Annotated in this window: 25 protein-coding genes; all 25 read left to right on the plus strand. The window is 66.7% G+C overall.

What is annotated here, in order from left to right; genetic code table 11:
• Nucleotides 1-528: 528 nt before the first annotated feature.
• Nucleotides 529-903: a 30S ribosomal protein S12 gene (gene rpsL, locus KME79_RS15855; RefSeq protein WP_020542315.1), complete on the plus strand. Its 375-nt coding sequence runs from the start codon at nucleotides 529-531 to the stop codon at nucleotides 901-903.
• A gap of 2 nt (nucleotides 904-905) precedes the next feature.
• The gene (rpsG, locus tag KME79_RS15860) at nucleotides 906-1376 is read left to right on the plus strand and encodes a 30S ribosomal protein S7 (RefSeq protein WP_055505082.1); all 471 of its coding nucleotides are present in this window, start codon (nucleotides 906-908) and stop codon (nucleotides 1374-1376) included.
• Nucleotides 1377-1466: 90 nt separating this feature from the next.
• The gene (gene fusA / locus KME79_RS15865) at nucleotides 1467-3515 is read left to right on the plus strand and encodes an elongation factor G (protein WP_246639937.1); all 2049 of its coding nucleotides are present in this window, start codon (nucleotides 1467-1469) and stop codon (nucleotides 3513-3515) included.
• A 110-nt stretch (nucleotides 3516-3625) separates the two neighbouring features.
• The gene (gene tuf, locus KME79_RS15870) at nucleotides 3626-4819 is read left to right on the plus strand and encodes an elongation factor Tu (protein ID WP_219545096.1); all 1194 of its coding nucleotides are present in this window, start codon (nucleotides 3626-3628) and stop codon (nucleotides 4817-4819) included.
• A gap of 261 nt (nucleotides 4820-5080) precedes the next feature.
• Nucleotides 5081-5389: a 30S ribosomal protein S10 gene (gene rpsJ, locus KME79_RS15875; protein WP_030912931.1), complete on the plus strand. Its 309-nt coding sequence runs from the start codon at nucleotides 5081-5083 to the stop codon at nucleotides 5387-5389.
• Nucleotides 5390-5403: 14 nt separating this feature from the next.
• Nucleotides 5404-6057 carry a 50S ribosomal protein L3 gene (gene rplC, locus KME79_RS15880; RefSeq protein WP_148036778.1) on the plus strand — a complete coding sequence of 218 codons (654 nt, stop codon included), beginning with the start codon at nucleotides 5404-5406 and terminating at the stop codon, nucleotides 6055-6057.
• Complete coding sequence (gene rplD / locus KME79_RS15885) at nucleotides 6054-6710, plus strand: 50S ribosomal protein L4 (RefSeq protein ID WP_148036779.1); 657 nt, start codon at nucleotides 6054-6056, stop codon at nucleotides 6708-6710. The genes rplC and rplD overlap by 4 nt, the downstream gene beginning before the upstream one ends.
• Before the next feature lie 38 nt (nucleotides 6711-6748).
• Entirely contained in the window at nucleotides 6749-7051 is a 303-nt protein-coding gene (gene rplW / locus KME79_RS15890) for a 50S ribosomal protein L23 (protein WP_148037290.1), read from the plus strand.
• A gap of 187 nt (nucleotides 7052-7238) precedes the next feature.
• The gene (gene rplB / locus KME79_RS15895) at nucleotides 7239-8072 is read left to right on the plus strand and encodes a 50S ribosomal protein L2 (protein WP_148036780.1); all 834 of its coding nucleotides are present in this window, start codon (nucleotides 7239-7241) and stop codon (nucleotides 8070-8072) included.
• Between the two features lie 11 nt (nucleotides 8073-8083).
• Nucleotides 8084-8362, plus strand: a complete 279-nt coding sequence (rpsS, locus tag KME79_RS15900) for a 30S ribosomal protein S19 (RefSeq protein ID WP_030451498.1) — start codon at nucleotides 8084-8086, stop codon at nucleotides 8360-8362.
• A gap of 29 nt (nucleotides 8363-8391) precedes the next feature.
• Nucleotides 8392-8745: a 50S ribosomal protein L22 gene (rplV, locus tag KME79_RS15905; RefSeq protein WP_148036781.1), complete on the plus strand. Its 354-nt coding sequence runs from the start codon at nucleotides 8392-8394 to the stop codon at nucleotides 8743-8745.
• Nucleotides 8745-9578 (plus strand): 30S ribosomal protein S3, encoded by an 834-nt coding sequence (gene rpsC, locus KME79_RS15910; protein ID WP_148036782.1) that lies wholly within the window; start codon nucleotides 8745-8747, stop codon nucleotides 9576-9578. Before rplV ends, rpsC begins: the two co-directional genes overlap by 1 nt.
• Before the next feature lie 2 nt (nucleotides 9579-9580).
• Nucleotides 9581-10000 carry a 50S ribosomal protein L16 gene (gene rplP, locus KME79_RS15915; RefSeq protein ID WP_148036783.1) on the plus strand — a complete coding sequence of 140 codons (420 nt, stop codon included), beginning with the start codon at nucleotides 9581-9583 and terminating at the stop codon, nucleotides 9998-10000.
• Nucleotides 10000-10236 carry a 50S ribosomal protein L29 gene (gene rpmC / locus KME79_RS15920; RefSeq protein ID WP_080047279.1) on the plus strand — a complete coding sequence of 79 codons (237 nt, stop codon included), beginning with the start codon at nucleotides 10000-10002 and terminating at the stop codon, nucleotides 10234-10236. Before rplP ends, rpmC begins: the two co-directional genes overlap by 1 nt.
• Nucleotides 10229-10528 carry a 30S ribosomal protein S17 gene (rpsQ, locus tag KME79_RS15925; RefSeq protein ID WP_148036784.1) on the plus strand — a complete coding sequence of 100 codons (300 nt, stop codon included), beginning with the start codon at nucleotides 10229-10231 and terminating at the stop codon, nucleotides 10526-10528. The genes rpmC and rpsQ overlap by 8 nt, the downstream gene beginning before the upstream one ends.
• Nucleotides 10529-10785: 257 nt before the next feature.
• Nucleotides 10786-11157 carry a 50S ribosomal protein L14 gene (rplN, locus tag KME79_RS15930; RefSeq protein WP_148036785.1) on the plus strand — a complete coding sequence of 124 codons (372 nt, stop codon included), beginning with the start codon at nucleotides 10786-10788 and terminating at the stop codon, nucleotides 11155-11157.
• 8 nt (nucleotides 11158-11165) lie between these two features.
• Nucleotides 11166-11465, plus strand: a complete 300-nt coding sequence (gene rplX / locus KME79_RS15935; RefSeq protein ID WP_219545196.1) for a 50S ribosomal protein L24 — start codon at nucleotides 11166-11168, stop codon at nucleotides 11463-11465.
• Nucleotides 11465-12040 (plus strand): 50S ribosomal protein L5, encoded by a 576-nt coding sequence (gene rplE / locus KME79_RS15940; RefSeq protein WP_148036787.1) that lies wholly within the window; start codon nucleotides 11465-11467, stop codon nucleotides 12038-12040. Before rplX ends, rplE begins: the two co-directional genes overlap by 1 nt.
• A gap of 5 nt (nucleotides 12041-12045) precedes the next feature.
• Complete coding sequence (locus KME79_RS15945; RefSeq protein WP_132337023.1) at nucleotides 12046-12231, plus strand: type Z 30S ribosomal protein S14; 186 nt, start codon at nucleotides 12046-12048, stop codon at nucleotides 12229-12231.
• A gap of 186 nt (nucleotides 12232-12417) precedes the next feature.
• Nucleotides 12418-12816 carry a 30S ribosomal protein S8 gene (gene rpsH / locus KME79_RS15950; protein ID WP_148036788.1) on the plus strand — a complete coding sequence of 133 codons (399 nt, stop codon included), beginning with the start codon at nucleotides 12418-12420 and terminating at the stop codon, nucleotides 12814-12816.
• A gap of 16 nt (nucleotides 12817-12832) precedes the next feature.
• Nucleotides 12833-13375 (plus strand): 50S ribosomal protein L6, encoded by a 543-nt coding sequence (gene rplF / locus KME79_RS15955; RefSeq protein WP_148036789.1) that lies wholly within the window; start codon nucleotides 12833-12835, stop codon nucleotides 13373-13375.
• 2 nt (nucleotides 13376-13377) lie between these two features.
• The gene (gene rplR / locus KME79_RS15960; protein WP_148036790.1) at nucleotides 13378-13761 is read left to right on the plus strand and encodes a 50S ribosomal protein L18; all 384 of its coding nucleotides are present in this window, start codon (nucleotides 13378-13380) and stop codon (nucleotides 13759-13761) included.
• Nucleotides 13762-13786: 25 nt separating this feature from the next.
• Nucleotides 13787-14416 carry a 30S ribosomal protein S5 gene (rpsE, locus tag KME79_RS15965; protein WP_132509678.1) on the plus strand — a complete coding sequence of 210 codons (630 nt, stop codon included), beginning with the start codon at nucleotides 13787-13789 and terminating at the stop codon, nucleotides 14414-14416.
• Between the two features lie 2 nt (nucleotides 14417-14418).
• Complete coding sequence (rpmD, locus tag KME79_RS15970) at nucleotides 14419-14601, plus strand: 50S ribosomal protein L30 (RefSeq protein WP_080043226.1); 183 nt, start codon at nucleotides 14419-14421, stop codon at nucleotides 14599-14601.
• Between the two features lie 2 nt (nucleotides 14602-14603).
• Nucleotides 14604-15059, plus strand: coding sequence for a 50S ribosomal protein L15 (gene rplO, locus KME79_RS15975; protein ID WP_148036791.1), 456 nt, complete (start codon nucleotides 14604-14606; stop codon nucleotides 15057-15059).
• The last annotated feature ends 91 nt before the right edge of the window (nucleotides 15060-15150 follow it).

Genomic DNA, 15150 nt, shown 5'->3' on the forward strand with positions numbered 1-15150 from the left:
TTTTTTAATACCCTCTTCCCCTACACCCCCCCCTTCCGATCGCCCCTCGAAGGAGGGCCCGGGCGCTCGCTCGTTCCCGCCCTCTTCCCCCGCACGGAGGGTCGCGCGTACGGGGGAGCGCGAAGTCGTCATCTGCCCGTCGGGGGATGTTCTTGGTATGGTCGGCAGCAGACCAGATCTCGCTATATCATGAGGCGCGAGCAGTAGCCGGGCCTCTGGTGGGATGGACCGCGCGACACCCGGAGCGACAAGGCTTCCGAGCCTAGTCGCGGCGTTTTGACGTGTCGCGAGGTCCTGGTAACCTGGACCATCGTGCCCGTAGTTTGCGGGCTCTCGATCGTGCGCTCTTCAATGGCAGCGCAGGTCGGCTTCCTAGCTCGTAGTCCTCGTGGATGTGTCAGTGCGAACAGCGCGACACGCCCGAGCGCGGGGGCGTGGAGGCAAGGACAATTCGCAGGTCATGACACCGGCAGCACCTGCGAATTGCACAACTGACGTAACACCGGCCAGGCACGAAACGGAGTGGCAGTGCCCACTATTCAGCAGTTGGTCCGCAAGGGCCGGCAGGACAAGGTCTCCAAGACCAAGACTCCTGCCCTCAAGGGGAGTCCGCAGCGGCGCGGTGTGTGCCAGCGCGTTTACACCACGACCCCGAAGAAGCCCAACTCGGCCCTGCGCAAGGTGGCCCGTGTGCGGCTCACCAACGGCATCGAGGTCACGGCCTACATCCCCGGTGTGGGCCACAACCTGCAGGAGCACTCCATCGTGCTCGTGCGTGGCGGTCGTGTGAAGGACCTGCCGGGTGTTCGCTACAAGATCATCCGTGGTTCGCTCGACACCCAGGGTGTCCGCAACCGCAAGCAGGCCCGTAGCCGCTACGGCGCGAAGAAGGAGAAGAGCTAACTATGCCTCGCAAGGGTTCTCCTGGCCGCCGTCAGCTCATGGCTGACCCGGTTTACAGCTCCCCGCTGGTCACCGCCCTGATCAACAAGGTGCTTCTTGACGGCAAGCGCTCCATCGCGCAGTCGATCGTCTACGGCGCCCTTGAGGGCTGCAGGGACAAGACGGGCAACGACCCGGTCGTCACCCTCAAGCGTGCGCTCGACAACGTCAAGCCCACCCTCGAGGTTCGCAGCCGCCGCGTCGGTGGCGCGACCTACCAGGTGCCGGTCGAGGTGCGCGCCGCGCGCAGCACCACCCTGGCGCTGCGCTGGCTGGTGCAGTACTCCCGGGCCCGCCGCGAGAAGACCATGACCGAGCGCCTGATGAACGAGCTCCTCGATGCCAGCAACGGTCTCGGGGCGAGCGTGAAGAAGCGCGAGGACACCCACAAGATGGCCGAGTCCAACAAGGCCTTCGCCCACTACCGCTGGTAACCCCGGCGGGTTCGACGAGACGACGAGGACGCGAAGAAAGTGGCCACCACGACCGCACTTGACCTGGCCAAGGTCCGCAACATCGGGATCATGGCCCATATCGACGCGGGCAAGACCACCACGACCGAGCGCATCCTGTTCTACACCGGCATCAACTACAAGATCGGTGAAGTCCATGAGGGCGCAGCCACCATGGACTGGATGGAGCAGGAGCAGGAGCGCGGCATCACGATCACGTCCGCCGCGACCACCTGCATCTGGGACGGTCACACGATCAACATCATCGACACCCCGGGCCACGTCGACTTCACCATCGAGGTAGAGCGTTCGCTGCGTGTCCTCGACGGGGCCGTGGCCGTGTTCGACGGTGTCGCGGGTGTCGAGCCCCAGTCGGAGACGGTGTGGCGTCAGGCAGACGGCTACAACGTCCCCCGCATCTGTTTCGTGAACAAGATGGACCGCGTCGGCGCGGAGTTCCACCGCTGCGTCGACATGATGATCACTCGGCTGGCCGCGACGCCGGCCGTCGTCCAGCTCCCGTGGGGCGTCGAGGCCGACTTCAAGGGCGTCATCGACCTCATCAGGATGAAGGGCCTCATCTGGAGCGCCGAGGCGGCCAAGGGCGAGATGTATGACGTCGTCGACATCCCGGCCGACCACGTCGAAGCCGCTCGCGAGTGGCGCGACAAGCTGGTCGAGACCGTCGCGGAGAACGACGACGAGCTGATGGAGCTCTACCTCGAGGGCACCGAGCCCACCGAGGAGCAGCTGGTGGCGGCCCTGCGCCGCGCCACGCTGGCGAGCGCGCTCAACCCGGTGCTGTGCGGCACCGCGTTCAAGAACAAGGGCGTGCAGCCCCTGCTCGACGCGATCGTCGCCTACCTGCCGGCGCCGACCGACATCCCGGCCATCAAGGGCCACGCGGTCGGCGACGAGGGCACCGCGGTCGAGCGTCACGCCGACCCGGAGGAGCCGTTCTCGGCTCTGGCCTTCAAGATCGCCAGCGACCCGCACCTGGGCAAGATCACCTACATCCGCATCTACTCGGGCACGCTCGAGGCCGGTTCACAGGTCGTCAACTCTGTGAAGGGCAAGAAGGAGCGGATCGGCAAGATCTACCAGATGCACGCCAACAAGCGTGAGGAGCGCCCGTCGGCGATCGCCGGGCAGATCGTCGCGGTGATGGGCCTGAAGGACACCACCACCGGCGACACTCTGTCCGACCCGGTCAAGCAGGTCGTGCTCGAGTCGATGACGTTCCCGGCCCCGGTCATCAACGTCGCGATCGAGCCCAAGACCAAGGGCGACCAGGAGAAGCTGTCGACCGCGATCCAGCGGCTGGCCGAGGAGGACCCGTCCTTCCAGGTCCGCCGTGACGAGGAGACCGGCCAGACCGTCATCTGGGGGATGGGCGAGCTCCACCTCGAGATCCTGGTCGACCGGATGCGCCGCGAGTTCAAGGTCGAGGCGAACGTCGGCCGTCCGCAGGTCGCCTACCGCGAGACCATCCGCCGCAAGGTGGAGAAGGTCGACTACACCCACAAGAAGCAGACCGGTGGTTCCGGTCAGTTCGCGCGGGTCATCATCGACCTCGAGCCGCTGGGCGAGGGCAACGACGGTTACGAGTTCGAGAACAAGGTCACGGGTGGTCGCGTGCCGCGGGAGTACATCCCGTCGGTCGACGCGGGCGCCCAGGAGGCCGCCGAGTTCGGCGTGCTGGCCGGCTACCCGATGGTGGGCGTGAAGGTGACGCTCCAGGACGGTGCCGCGCACGACGTCGACTCCTCGGAGATGGCGTTCAAGATCGCCGGCTCGATGGCCTTCAAGGAGGCCGCGCGCAAGGCTGACGCCGTGCTCCTCGAGCCGATGATGGCCGTCGAGGTCACCACGCCCGAGGACTACATGGGTGACGTCATCGGTGACCTCAACGGTCGCCGGGGGCAGATCCAGGCGATGGACGAGCGGGCCGGCGCCCGCGTCGTCAAGGCGCTCGTGCCGCTGTCTGAGATGTTCGGCTACGTGGGTGACCTGCGTAGCAAGACGCAGGGGCGGGCGAGCTACAGCATGCAGTTCGACTCCTACTCGGAGGTGCCCCCGGGCATCGCCAAGGAGATCGTCGCGAAGGCCCGGGGCGAATAGTTCCCGGTCCCTGGCGGGACGGTGCGAGCCGTCCCGCCGCCTAGGGGTTCGGGAACACCCGGGCCCGAGTGTGCAGACGAAAGTCAGTCAGATTCTCAAGGAGAGAACCAGTGGGCAAGGCCAAGTTCGAGCGGACAAAGCCGCACATGAACATCGGCACCATTGGGCATATCGACCACGGTAAGACCACACTGACCGCGGCGATCACCAAGGTGCTCCACGACCGTTTCCCCGAGCTGAACGCCGCGACGCCGTTCGACAAGATCGACAAGGCGCCGGAGGAGAAGGCCCGCGGCATCACGATCTCGATCTCGCACGTCGAGTACCAGACCGAGAAGCGCCACTACGCGCACGTCGACTGCCCCGGTCACGCGGACTACGTGAAGAACATGATCACCGGTGCCGCTCAGATGGACGGCGCCATCCTCGTGGTCGCCGCCACCGACGGCCCGATGCCGCAGACGAAGGAGCACGTCCTCCTGGCCCGCCAGGTCGGCGTCCCCTACATCGTCGTGGCCCTCAACAAGTCCGACATGGTGGACGACGAGGAGATCCTGGAGCTCGTCGAGCTCGAGGTGCGCGAGCTCCTGTCCGCTCAGGAGTTCCCCGGCGACGACCTGCCCGTCATCCGCGTCTCCGCGCTCAAGGCTCTTGAGGGCGACGAGAAGTGGGCCGACAGCATCGTCGAGCTGATGAACGCCGTCGACGAGAACGTCCCCGAGCCCCCGCGTGAGACGGAGAAGCCGTTCCTCATGCCGGTCGAGGACGTCTTCTCGATCACCGGTCGCGGCACCGTCGTCACCGGTCGTATCGAGCGCGGCATCGTCAAGGTCAACGAGCAGGTCGACATCATCGGCATCAAGCCGGAGAAGACGACCACCACCGTCACCAGCATCGAGATGTTCAACAAGATGCTCGACGAGGGTCACGCCGGTGACAACGCCGCGCTGCTGCTCCGCGGCATCAAGCGCGACGACGTCGAGCGCGGCCAGTGCATCATCAAGCCGGGCACGACCACCCCGCACACCGAGTTCACCGGCCAGGTCTACATCCTGTCCAAGGACGAGGGCGGCCGCCACACGCCGTTCTTCAACAACTACCGCCCGCAGTTCTACTTCCGTACGACTGACGTGACCGGTGTGGTGAACCTCCCCGAGGGCACCGAGATGGTCATGCCGGGCGACAACACCGAAATGCGCGTTGAGCTGATCCAGCCCATCGCCATGGAGGAAGGCCTGAAGTTCGCGATCCGTGAGGGTGGCCGCACCGTCGGCGCCGGCCGGGTCGTGAAGATCATCAAGTAGCACGACCGCGGGGCGGCGGCCGGCCTCCTGGAGGGGCCGGCCGCCACACCACGAACGGGGCGGGCGGCCGCGAGGCGGCCCGGCCCGGGCACCACGGGAAAGCCGTGATTCAGCAGTGGCTTCGGGGCAACGACCGAAGTAACTGCCGGATCACGGAAGAAAAGGCAGATCACACGCGTCTGCTCGTGGGGCCACGCACTGAACAGCGGCACAAGCCGCACGATACTTTTTCTGACGACAGCGAAGGACACCGAGGCCACTATGGCGGGACAGAAGATCCGCATCCGGCTTAAGGCCTATGACCACGAGGTCATCGACGTTTCGGCCAAGAAGATCGTCGAGACGGTGACGCGGACTGGCGCGAAGGTCGCGGGCCCGGTGCCGCTGCCGACCGAGAAGAACGTGTACTGCGTCATCCGCTCGCCGCACAAGTACAAGGACAGCCGCGAGCACTTCGAGATGCGTACGCACAAGCGGTTGATTGACATCATCGACCCGACGCCCAAGACCGTCGACTCGCTCATGCGGCTCGACCTCCCCGCGGGCGTCGACATTTCGATCAAGCTCTGAGGGAACGCACTGACATGGCTAAGACGATCAAGGGCGTCCTGGGCAAGAAGCTCGGCATGACCCAGGTCTTCGACACGGACAACCGGCTGGTTCCGGTGACCGTGGTCGAGGCCGGTCCGTGCGTGGTGACCCGCGTCCGCAGCGCCGAGAAGGACGGCTACTCCGCCATCCAGCTCGGTTACGGGCAGGTCGACCCGCGGAAGGTCAACAAGCCGCTCGGCGACTACCTGCGTAAGCACGACATCACCCCGCGCCGTTACTTCGCGGAGATCCGCACCGACGACGCGAGCGACTACACCCTCGGCCAGGAGCTGCTGGCCGACACCTTCGAAGCCGGCCAGTTCGTCGACGTGACGGGCAAGAGCAAGGGCAAGGGCTTCGCCGGTGTGATGAAGCGTCACGGCTTCGGTGGTCTGGGCGCGTCGCACGGTACGCAGCGCAAGCACCGTTCGCCGGGTTCCATCGGTGGCTGCGCCACCCCGGGCCGTGTATTCAAGGGCCTGCGCATGGCGGGGCGGATGGGTAACGTCCGCACGACTGTGCAGAGCCTCAAGGTTCACGCCGTGGACGCCGAGAAGGGTCTCATCCTGATCAAGGGTGCGATTCCGGGCGCCAACGGCAGCCTGGTCCTCGTCCGCACCGCTGCCAAGAAGGGGGCCGCGAAGTGACCAGCATCGACGTGCTCGACGCGAGCGGCGCCAAGACCGGCTCCGTCGAGCTGCCTGACGAGATCTTCGGCGCGAAGGTCAACATCCCGCTGATCCACCAGGTCGTGGTGGCCCAGCAGGCGGCGCGCCGGCAGGGCACTCACAAGGCCAAGAGCCGCGGCGAGGTTCGCGGTGGCGGCAAGAAGCCGTACCGGCAGAAGGGCACCGGCCGCGCCCGTCAGGGCTCGACCCGTGCGCCGCAGTTCACCGGCGGTGGCGTCGTCCACGGTCCGGTGCCGCGCGACTACTCGCAGCGGACGCCCAAGAAGATGAAGGCCGCCGCGCTGCGTGGCGCCCTGTCCGACAGGGCGGCCGCAGGCCGCGTCCACGTGGTGAGCAGCCTGGTCGACGGCGAGACGCCGAAGACCAAGGCGGCCCTGCAGGCGCTGCGCGCCATCACCGAGGCCAGGTCCGTGCTCGTCGTGGTCGACGAGGACGACGAGATGACCTGGCTGAGCCTGCGCAACGCGCCGGAGGTCCACCTGCTGGACTCCGGGCAGCTCAACACCTACGACGTGCTCTGCAACGACGCCGTGGTCTTCACGCAGGAGGCGTACGACCAGGTCGTGGCCCGGCTGTCGGAGGGCGCTCGCACTGAGAAGGAAGACGCCTGATGGACAACACCGGTCAGCCGGTCGCCCGTAAGACGACCATGGAGCGGGTCTCCGACCCGCGCGACGTCATCATCAAGCCGGTGGTCTCCGAGAAGAGCTACGGCCTGATCGACGAGAACAACAAGTACACGTTCCTGGTGAGGAACACCGCGAACAAGACGCAGATCAAGATCGCGGTGGAGAAGATCTTCGGGGTCAAGGTCACCGGGGTGAACACGATCAACCGGCAGGGCAAGCGCAAGCGGACCCGCACCGGTTTCGGTAAGCGTCCCGACACCAAGCGCGCGATCGTGAGCTTGGCCGAGGGCGATCGGATCGACATCTTCGGTCAGATCGGCTGACCCGCGGGGGGCGCTGCCCCCCGCGATCCCCCCGGGGTCGCCGTCGGCGACGCGGGTGGGGTGCTCTGCACGTATCGCCGGTTCGAGACCCGCGGCTCCGAGGTCAGGGGCCGCGGGCGGGAACCGGCGGTGACACAAGAGATCCAGTTCTCTGGAGCTGGATTCCGACGAAGGATGAACGAAAAAGATGGGCATCCGTAAGTACAAGCCGACGACTCCGGGTCGCCGCGGGGCGAGTGTCTCGGACTTTTCCGAGATCACCCGCAGCACGCCCGAGAAGTCGCTGCTTGCACCCCTTCACGGTAAGGGCGGCCGTAACGTACACGGCCGGGTCACCGCTCGCCACCAGGGCGGCGGTCACAAGCGCGCCTACCGGATCATCGACTTCCGCAGGCATGACAAGGACGGCATTCCGGCCAAGGTCGCTCACATCGAGTACGACCCCAACCGCACCGCCAATATCGCGCTGCTGCACTACGCCGACGGCGAGAAGCGCTACATCATCGCGCCGACCGGCCTCAAGCAGGGCGACCGCATCGAGAACGGCCCCGGGGCCGACATCAAGCCGGGCAACTGCCTGCCGCTGCGCAACATCCCGACGGGTACTTTCATCCACGCGGTGGAGCTCCGTCCGGGCGGCGGCGCCAAGCTCGGCCGCTCCGCCGGCGCGCAGATCCAGCTGCTCGCCAAGGAGGGCCAGTACGCCACGCTGCGTATGCCCTCGGGCGAGATGCGCATGGTCGACGTGCGCTGCCGCGCGACGGTGGGTCAGGTCGGCAACGCCGAGCAGGCCAACATCAACTGGGGCAAGGCCGGCCGTATGCGGTGGAAGGGCAAGCGCCCGACCGTCCGCGGTGTCGCCATGAACCCCGTCGACCACCCGCACGGTGGTGGTGAGGGCAAGACCTCCGGTGGTCGCCACCCGGTGAACCCCAAGGGCAAGCCCGAGGGCCGCACCCGCCAGCCCAACAAGGCCAGCGACCGCCTGATCATTCGCCGGCGTAGCAAGAAGAAGCGGTAGGAGCAGCCAGAATGCCACGTAGCCTTAAGAAGGGTCCCTTCGTCGACGATCACCTTCAGAAGAAGGTGGACGCGCAGAACGAGAAGGGCACCAAGAACGTCATCAAGACGTGGTCGCGGCGCTCCATGATCGTTCCCGACATGCTCGGGCACACGATCGCCGTGCACGACGGCCGCAAGCACGTCCCGGTGTTCGTCACCGAGTCGATGATCGGCCACAAGCTCGGAGAGTTCGCCCCGACGCGGACCTTCCGCAGCCACGTCAAGGAAGACCGCCGCAGCCGGCGATAGACAGCCTTCAGAAGTCAGAGGAGTAAGCGATGGAAGCCAGGGCTCAGGCGCGGTTCGTCCGCGTCACGCCCCAGAAGGCCCGCCGCGTGGTGGACCTTATTCGCGGGCTGCCCGCTTCGGAGGCGCAGGCCGTGCTGCAGTTCGCTCCCCAGTCGGCGAGCGAGCCGATCTACAAGGTGCTCTCGAGCGCGGTGGCGAACGCGGAGCACAATTTCGATCTCGACCCTCAGACGCTGGTCGTCAGCCGCGCGTGGGTCGACGAGGGCCCGACGCTGAAGCGGTTCCGTCCGCGTGCTCAGGGTCGTGCCTATCGGATCAACAAGCGGACGAGCCACATCACCGTGATCGTGGAGTCCCGCGAGCCGAAGGGAAGGACCCGATAGTGGGCCAGAAGGTTAACCCGCACGGGTTCCGCCTCGGCATCACGACCGACTTCAAGAGCCGGTGGTACGCCGACAAGCTTTACAAGTCGTACGTGGCCGAGGACGTGGCGATCCGTCGCATGCTGCAGAAGGGCATGGAGCGGGCCGGCATCTCCAAGGTGGAGATCGAGCGTACGACCGACCGCGTCCAGGTCGACATCCACACCGCGCGTCCGGGCATCGTCATCGGCCGCCGCGGCGCGGAGGCCGACCGCATCCGCGGCGACCTGGAGAAGCTGACCAAGAAGCAGGTCCAGCTCAACATCCTCGAGGTGAAGAACCCCGAGACCGACGCCCAGCTCGTCGCGCAGGGCGTGGCCGAGCAGCTGTCCAGCCGCGTCTCGTTCCGTCGTGCCATGCGCAAGGCCATGCAGTCGGCGATGAAGAGCGGCGCCAAGGGCATCCGGGTGCAGTGCTCGGGCCGTCTCGGCGGTGCTGAGATGTCGAGGTCGGAGTTCTACCGCGAGGGCCGGGTGCCGCTGCACACGCTCCGCGCGGACATCGACTACGGCTTCTACGAGGCCCGTACCACCTTCGGCCGGATCGGCGTGAAGGTGTGGATCTACAAGGGCGAGGCGGCGACCAGTCGCGCCGAGCGTGAGGCCGCCGCTGCCGGCGCCCGCGCCGGTCAGCGCCGCGAGCGGGACGACCGCAGGGGCGGCGGCGACCGTCCGCGTCGTTCCGGTGGTGCCCGTCGCGGTGGCCGTGGCGACCGCGCCCCCAGGACTGAGGCGGCCGCGCAGGCTGCCCCCGAGACCGGCCCGGCCGCGCAGCCGGGTGCTGAAGGGAGCTGACCATGCTGATCCCGCGCAGGGTCAAGCACCGCAAGCAGCACCGGCCTGACCGCAGCGGAGCCGCCAAGGGCGGCACCAGGGTCGTGTTCGGCGAGTACGGCATTCAGGCGATTGAGCACTCTTACGTGACCAACCGCCAGATCGAGTCCGCTCGTATCGCCATGACCCGTCACATCCGCCGTGGTGGGAAGGTGTGGATCAACATCTACCCCGACCGTCCCCTCACCAAGAAGCCTGCCGAGACCCGCATGGGTTCCGGTAAGGGTTCGCCGGAGTGGTGGATCGCCAACGTCAAGCCCGGACGCGTGATGTTCGAGCTGTCCGGCGTGGGCGAGACGGTCGCGCGTGAGGCGCTTCAGCGCGCGATCCACAAGCTGCCGATGAAGTGCAAGATTGTTAAGCGTGAAGTGGGTGAGGCGTGATGGCTAAGGGCCTGACCGCCGGAGAGCTGCGTGTGGAGGACCAGGACACCCTGGTCCAGAAGCTGAAGGAGGCGAAGGAGGAGCTGTTCAACCTCCGCTTCCAGGCGGCGACCGGTCAGTTGGAGAGCCACGGGCGGCTGCGTGCCGTCCGCCGCGAGATCGCCCGTATCTACACCGTGATGCGCGAGCGCGAGCTGGGCATCGTCACGGTCGAGAAGGAGACGAGCGATGGCTGAGACCGAGACCACCGGCACCACCGAGACGGACGCCGAGCGCGACCGCAACTTCCGTAAGGTCCGTGAGGGCCTGGTCGTCAGCGACAAGATGGACAAGACCGTCGTCGTCGCCGTCGAGGACCGGGTCAAGCACCGCCTGTACGGCAAGGTCATCCGCCGTACGACCAAGTACAAGGCGCACGACGAGTCCAACGCCTGCGGCGTGGGCGACCGTGTGCTTCTGATGGAGACCCGCCCCCTCTCCGCCACCAAGCGGTGGAGGGTCGTGGAGATCCTCGAGAAGGCCAAGTAGTTTTCTCGGATATACCGCGCCTCGTGGGGGTCACTCCCCATGACGGCGTCCAAGGACGCGAGGCCGTCAGGCCTCGCGTCGCCTGCGGTGCGGCCCCAGGAGCGGCTGCTCCGGGCTTCTGAACCTGAGGGTTCAGGGGGCCCGGGGCGCGGCCCCTGCGGGTTCGTGGCCGGGGGACCAAGACCATATCGGGTTCCGCCAGGCTCGGGCGGGGGCTTGCCTCCGTCCGAGAACCGGCGCGACTAACAGGAGTCAACGTGATCCAGCAGGAGTCGCGGCTCAAGGTCGCCGACAACACGGGTGCCAAGGAGATTCTCTGCATCCGTGTGCTCGGCGGCTCGGGCCGACGCTACGCCGGTATCGGCGACGTCATCGTCGCCACTGTCAAGGACGCCCTCCCGGGCAGCACGGGCGTCAAGAAGGGTGATGTCGTCAGGGCCGTCATCGTCCGCACCGCCAAGGAGCGCCGCCGGCCCGACGGCTCCTACATCCGCTTCGACGAGAACGCCGCCGTCATCATCAAGGACAGCGGCGACCCTCGTGGCACCCGTATCTTCGGCCCGGTCGGCCGTGAGCTGCGCGACAAGAAGTTCATGCGCATCATCTCGCTCGCTCCGGAGGTGCTGTAATGCCGAAGCTGCATGTGAAGAAGGGTGACCTCGTCGCCGTCATCGCCGGCAAGGACAAGGGCGCCAAGGGCCGGATCATCGCCACGCTCCCGCGCGAGGACCGCGTGGTGGTCGAGGGCGTCAACATGATCAAGAAGCACACCAAGGAGACCAACCAGGGTCCGCGTGGCGCCAAGTCTGGCGGCGTGCAGACCATGGAGGCTCCCATCCACGTGAGCAACGTGAAGAAGCTCAAGGACGACAGCCCGAAGGACAAGCCCGCCGACAAGAAGGCCGAGCAGGCCGACGAGACGGGTGAGGACAGCTGATGACTGCTACGACCACCGAGACCGAGCGCCCGACGCCGCGCCTCAAGACGAAGTACCGCGAGGAGATCGCGGCCAAGCTTCGCGAGGAGTTCGGCATCGAGAACGTCATGCAGATCCCCGGCCTGGTGAAGATCAAGGTCAACATGGGTGTCGGCGAGGCGGCCCGCGACTCGAAGCTGATCGAGGGCGCCGTCCGCGACCTGACCGTGATCACCGGCCAGAAGCCGGCCGTCGTCCGGGCCCGCAAGTCCATCGCCCAGTTCAAGCTGCGCGAGGGCATGCCGATCGGCGCGCACGTCACTCTCCGCGGTGACCGCATGTGGGAGTTCCTCGACCGGCTGCTGTCGCTGGCGCTGCCGCGCATCAGGGACTTCCGCGGCCTGTCGCCGAAGCAGTTCGACGGCAACGGCAACTACACGTTCGGCCTGACCGAGCAGGTCATGTTCCACGAGGTCGACCAGGACAAGGTCGACCGGCCCAGGGGCATGGACATCACGGTCGTGACCACCGCGAAGAACGACGACCAGGGCCGGGCGCTGCTCAAGCTTCTCGGCTTCCCCTTCAAGGAGGCCTGATCCAGATGGCGAAGAAGTCGCTGATCGCCAAGGCAGGGCGCAAGCCGAAGTTCCAGGTGCGCGCCTACACCCGCTGCTCGCGCTGCGGGCGTCCGCGCGCCGTCTACCGGAAGTTCGGCCTGTGCCGCGTGTGCTTCCGTGAGATGGCCCACCGGGGCGAGCTGCCTGGCATCACCAAGTCCAGCTGGTAGTTACCCTTGGGGGGCGGCGCGTGAGTCGCCCCCTTCGGGCGACCGCCCGCCGCACATATCTGTAAACATCAAAATCGGGAGCTCTCGCCGAGAGTTCCCATGACCACGCCGAAGGTCCACCGGCAGAGCAGTGCACTCCACTGACACTCGGCCGACTGGAAACCGCGGCGAGGAAGGCCACTGGCCATGACGATGACCGACCCGATCGCAGACATGCTCACACGTCTGCGTAATGCGAACTCGGCTTACCACGACAGCGTGTCGATGCCGTACTCGAAGATCAAGGCGCACATCGCCGAGATCCTCCAGCAGGAGGGCTACATCCAGGCCTGGAGCGTCGAAGACGCCAAGGTCGGCAAGAACCTCGTGGTGGAGCTCAAGTTCGGGCCGAGCCGTGAGCGTTCGCTGGCGGGCCTGCGCCGGGTTTCCAAGCCTGGCCTGCGGGTCTATGCGAAGAAGGACAACCTGCCTCGAGTCCTGGGCGGACTGGGCGTCGCGATCATCTCGACGTCCCACGGTCTCATGACCGACAAGCAGGCCGGCAAGCGTGGTGTGGGCGGGGAAGTCCTCGCCTACGTCTGGTAGAGGGGAGGAACACAGCATGTCACGTATCGGACGGCTGCCCATCCCTGTGCCCAGTGGCGTAGACATCACGATCGACGGCCAGGATGTCCAGGTCAAGGGCCCGAAGGGCACGCTCACTCACACGGTCGCGGAGCCCATCAAGGTGGGCCGCGACGACGACGGCGCCATCCAGGTCTCCCGTCCCAACGACGAGAACAAGGTCCGCGCTCTGCACGGGCTGTCGCGGACGCTGATCGCCAACATGGTGCAGGGCGTCACGCAGGGCTACTCCAAGTCCCTGGAGATCGTCGGCGTCGGTTACCGCGTCCAGGCCAAGGGCCCGACGCAGCTGGAGTTCTCGCTGGGCTTCAGCCACCCGGTCATCGTGGACGCCCCCCAGGGCGTCACCTTCCGCGTCGAGAAGCCGACCCTGTTCCACGTGGACGGCATCGACAAGCAGAAGGTCGGCGAGGTCGCCGCCAACATCCGCAAGCTGCGCAAGCCCGACCCGTACAAGGGCAAGGGCGTGCGCTACCAGGGCGAACAGATCCGCCGCAAGGTCGGAAAGGCTGGTAAGTAGGCATGGCTCCGAAGACTGCGTTCGGCAAGCACACGGCTGCCCGCACCGTCTCGCGGGCCCGCCGTCACCGCCGCGTCCGCAAGCAGGTCGTCGGTACGACCCAGCGTCCGCGCCTGGTCGTCAACCGCTCGACCCGCCACATGTTCGTCCAGATCGTGGACGACACGGTCGGCCACACGCTGGTGAGCGCGTCCACCATGGACCCCTCGCTGCGTGCGCTGGAGGCGGACAAGACCGAGAAGGCGAAGAAGGTCGGCGAGCTCCTCGCTCAGCGGGCCAAGGAAGCCGGGATCACCGCTGTCGTGTTCGACCGCGGTGGCAACCGCTACGCCGGCCGCATCGCGGCTCTGGCGGACAGCGCTCGCGAAGGCGGGCTCGAGTTCTGATGGCAACTGAGAAGAGGAACCACTGATGGCTGCAGCTCCGCGTCGCGGTGGCGGCACCGGTGGCGAGCGGCGGGACCGTCGTGACGACCGCCGCGGCGGCGCCGCCGACAAGGGCGTCTCGTACATCGAGCGCGTAGTGAAGATCAACCGAGTGGCCAAGGTCGTGAAGGGTGGTCGTCGCTTCAGCTTCACCGCCCTCGTCGTCGTCGGCGACGGCAACGGCATGGTCGGCGTCGGCTATGGCAAGGCCAAGGAAGTCCCGGCCGCCATCGCCAAGGGCGTCGAAGAGGCGAAGAAGCACTTCTTCAAGGTGCCTCGGATCCAGGGCACGATCCCGCACACGGTGCAGGGCGAGGAGGCGGCCGGTGTCGTCTTCCTGCGGCCGGCGTCCGCCGGTACCGGCGTCATCGCCGGTGGCCCGGTGCGCGCGGTCCTGGAGTGCGCCGGCATCCACGACGTGCTGTCGAAGTCGCTCGGCTCCGACAACCCGATCAACATCGTGCACGCCACCGTGGCGGCTCTGAAGGGCCTTTCCCGGCCCGAGGAGATCGCCGCCCGTCGTGGCCTGCCGATCGAGGACGTGGCTCCGGCTCGCATGCTCAAGGCCCAGCGCGAGGGTATCGCCGAGGCCGCGGCAGCGAAGGCGGTGAGCTAGTCGTGGCACGCCTGAAGATCACTCAGGTTCGCTCGAAGATCGGTGGCAAGCAGAACCAGCGTGACTCGCTGCGTTCGCTTGGCCTGAAGCGGATCGGCGACGTCGTCGTCAAGGAGGACAGGCCCGAGATTCGCGGCATGGTCTCCGTGGTGACGCACCTCGTCGAGGTGGAAGAGGTCGACTAGTCATGACTGACAAGGCTCCGCTCAAGATTCACGACCTGCGTCCTGCTCCCGGTGCCAACAAGCCGAAGACCCGCAAGGGCCGCGGCGAGGCGTCGAAGGGCAAGACCGCCGGTCGCGGCACCAAGGGCAGTCGCGCCCGCACGACCGTCCCCCTCGGTTTCGAGGGTGGTCAGGTGCCGCTGCAGAGGCGTCTGCCGAAGCTCAAGGGCTTCTCCAACGCCCTGTTCAAGACGACCTACCAGGTCGTCAACCTGGACAAGCTCGGTGAGCTGTTCCCCGAGGGTGGCGACGTCACCGTCGAGGCGCTGGTGGCCAAGGGCGCTGTCCGCAAGAACCAGCCGGTCAAGGTGCTGGGCACCGGGGAGATCTCGGTCGCGGTGAACGTGCAGGCGCATGCCTTCTCGAACACCGCGAAGGAGAAGATCGCCGCTGCCGGTGGCTCCGTGACCGAGCTGTAAGAGCAATTACGAGGCGTGGGGGCTCTGACAATGGGCCCCCACGCGCGTAGTGCGTTAGAGTTCGCGAGACGGCAGGATCCTGTCCTGCTCG

The sequence above is a fragment of the Nonomuraea harbinensis genome, assembly GCF_019396385.1.
GTDB classification, from domain to species: domain Bacteria; phylum Actinomycetota; class Actinomycetes; order Streptosporangiales; family Streptosporangiaceae; genus Nonomuraea; species Nonomuraea ferruginea.

What these genes read in the sequence shown, in the direction of transcription:
- rplC (WP_148036778.1), top strand. Translation starts at nt 5,404, where the DNA reads ATGGCTAAGACGATCAAGGGCGTCCTGGGCAAGAAGCTCGGCATGACC.
- KME79_RS15945 (WP_132337023.1), top strand. Translation starts at nt 12,046, where the DNA reads ATGGCGAAGAAGTCGCTGATCGCCAAGGCAGGGCGCAAGCCGAAGTTC.
- rpsG (WP_055505082.1), top strand. Translation starts at nt 906, where the DNA reads ATGCCTCGCAAGGGTTCTCCTGGCCGCCGTCAGCTCATGGCTGACCCG.
- fusA (WP_246639937.1), top strand. Translation starts at nt 1,467, where the DNA reads ATGGCCCATATCGACGCGGGCAAGACCACCACGACCGAGCGCATCCTG.
- rplV (WP_148036781.1), top strand. Translation starts at nt 8,392, where the DNA reads ATGGAAGCCAGGGCTCAGGCGCGGTTCGTCCGCGTCACGCCCCAGAAG.
- rplP (WP_148036783.1), top strand. Translation starts at nt 9,581, where the DNA reads ATGCTGATCCCGCGCAGGGTCAAGCACCGCAAGCAGCACCGGCCTGAC.
- rplO (WP_148036791.1), top strand. Translation starts at nt 14,604, where the DNA reads ATGACTGACAAGGCTCCGCTCAAGATTCACGACCTGCGTCCTGCTCCC.
- rplE (WP_148036787.1), top strand. Translation starts at nt 11,465, where the DNA reads ATGACTGCTACGACCACCGAGACCGAGCGCCCGACGCCGCGCCTCAAG.
- rplR (WP_148036790.1), top strand. Translation starts at nt 13,378, where the DNA reads ATGGCTCCGAAGACTGCGTTCGGCAAGCACACGGCTGCCCGCACCGTC.
- rpsJ (WP_030912931.1), top strand. Translation starts at nt 5,081, where the DNA reads ATGGCGGGACAGAAGATCCGCATCCGGCTTAAGGCCTATGACCACGAG.
- rplW (WP_148037290.1), top strand. Translation starts at nt 6,749, where the DNA reads ATGGAGCGGGTCTCCGACCCGCGCGACGTCATCATCAAGCCGGTGGTC.
- rpsQ (WP_148036784.1), top strand. Translation starts at nt 10,229, where the DNA reads ATGGCTGAGACCGAGACCACCGGCACCACCGAGACGGACGCCGAGCGC.
- rpsS (WP_030451498.1), top strand. Translation starts at nt 8,084, where the DNA reads ATGCCACGTAGCCTTAAGAAGGGTCCCTTCGTCGACGATCACCTTCAG.
- rplB (WP_148036780.1), top strand. Translation starts at nt 7,239, where the DNA reads ATGGGCATCCGTAAGTACAAGCCGACGACTCCGGGTCGCCGCGGGGCG.
- rpsH (WP_148036788.1), top strand. Translation starts at nt 12,418, where the DNA reads ATGACGATGACCGACCCGATCGCAGACATGCTCACACGTCTGCGTAAT.
- rpsE (WP_132509678.1), top strand. Translation starts at nt 13,787, where the DNA reads ATGGCTGCAGCTCCGCGTCGCGGTGGCGGCACCGGTGGCGAGCGGCGG.
- rplF (WP_148036789.1), top strand. Translation starts at nt 12,833, where the DNA reads ATGTCACGTATCGGACGGCTGCCCATCCCTGTGCCCAGTGGCGTAGAC.
- rpmC (WP_080047279.1), top strand. Translation starts at nt 10,000, where the DNA reads ATGGCTAAGGGCCTGACCGCCGGAGAGCTGCGTGTGGAGGACCAGGAC.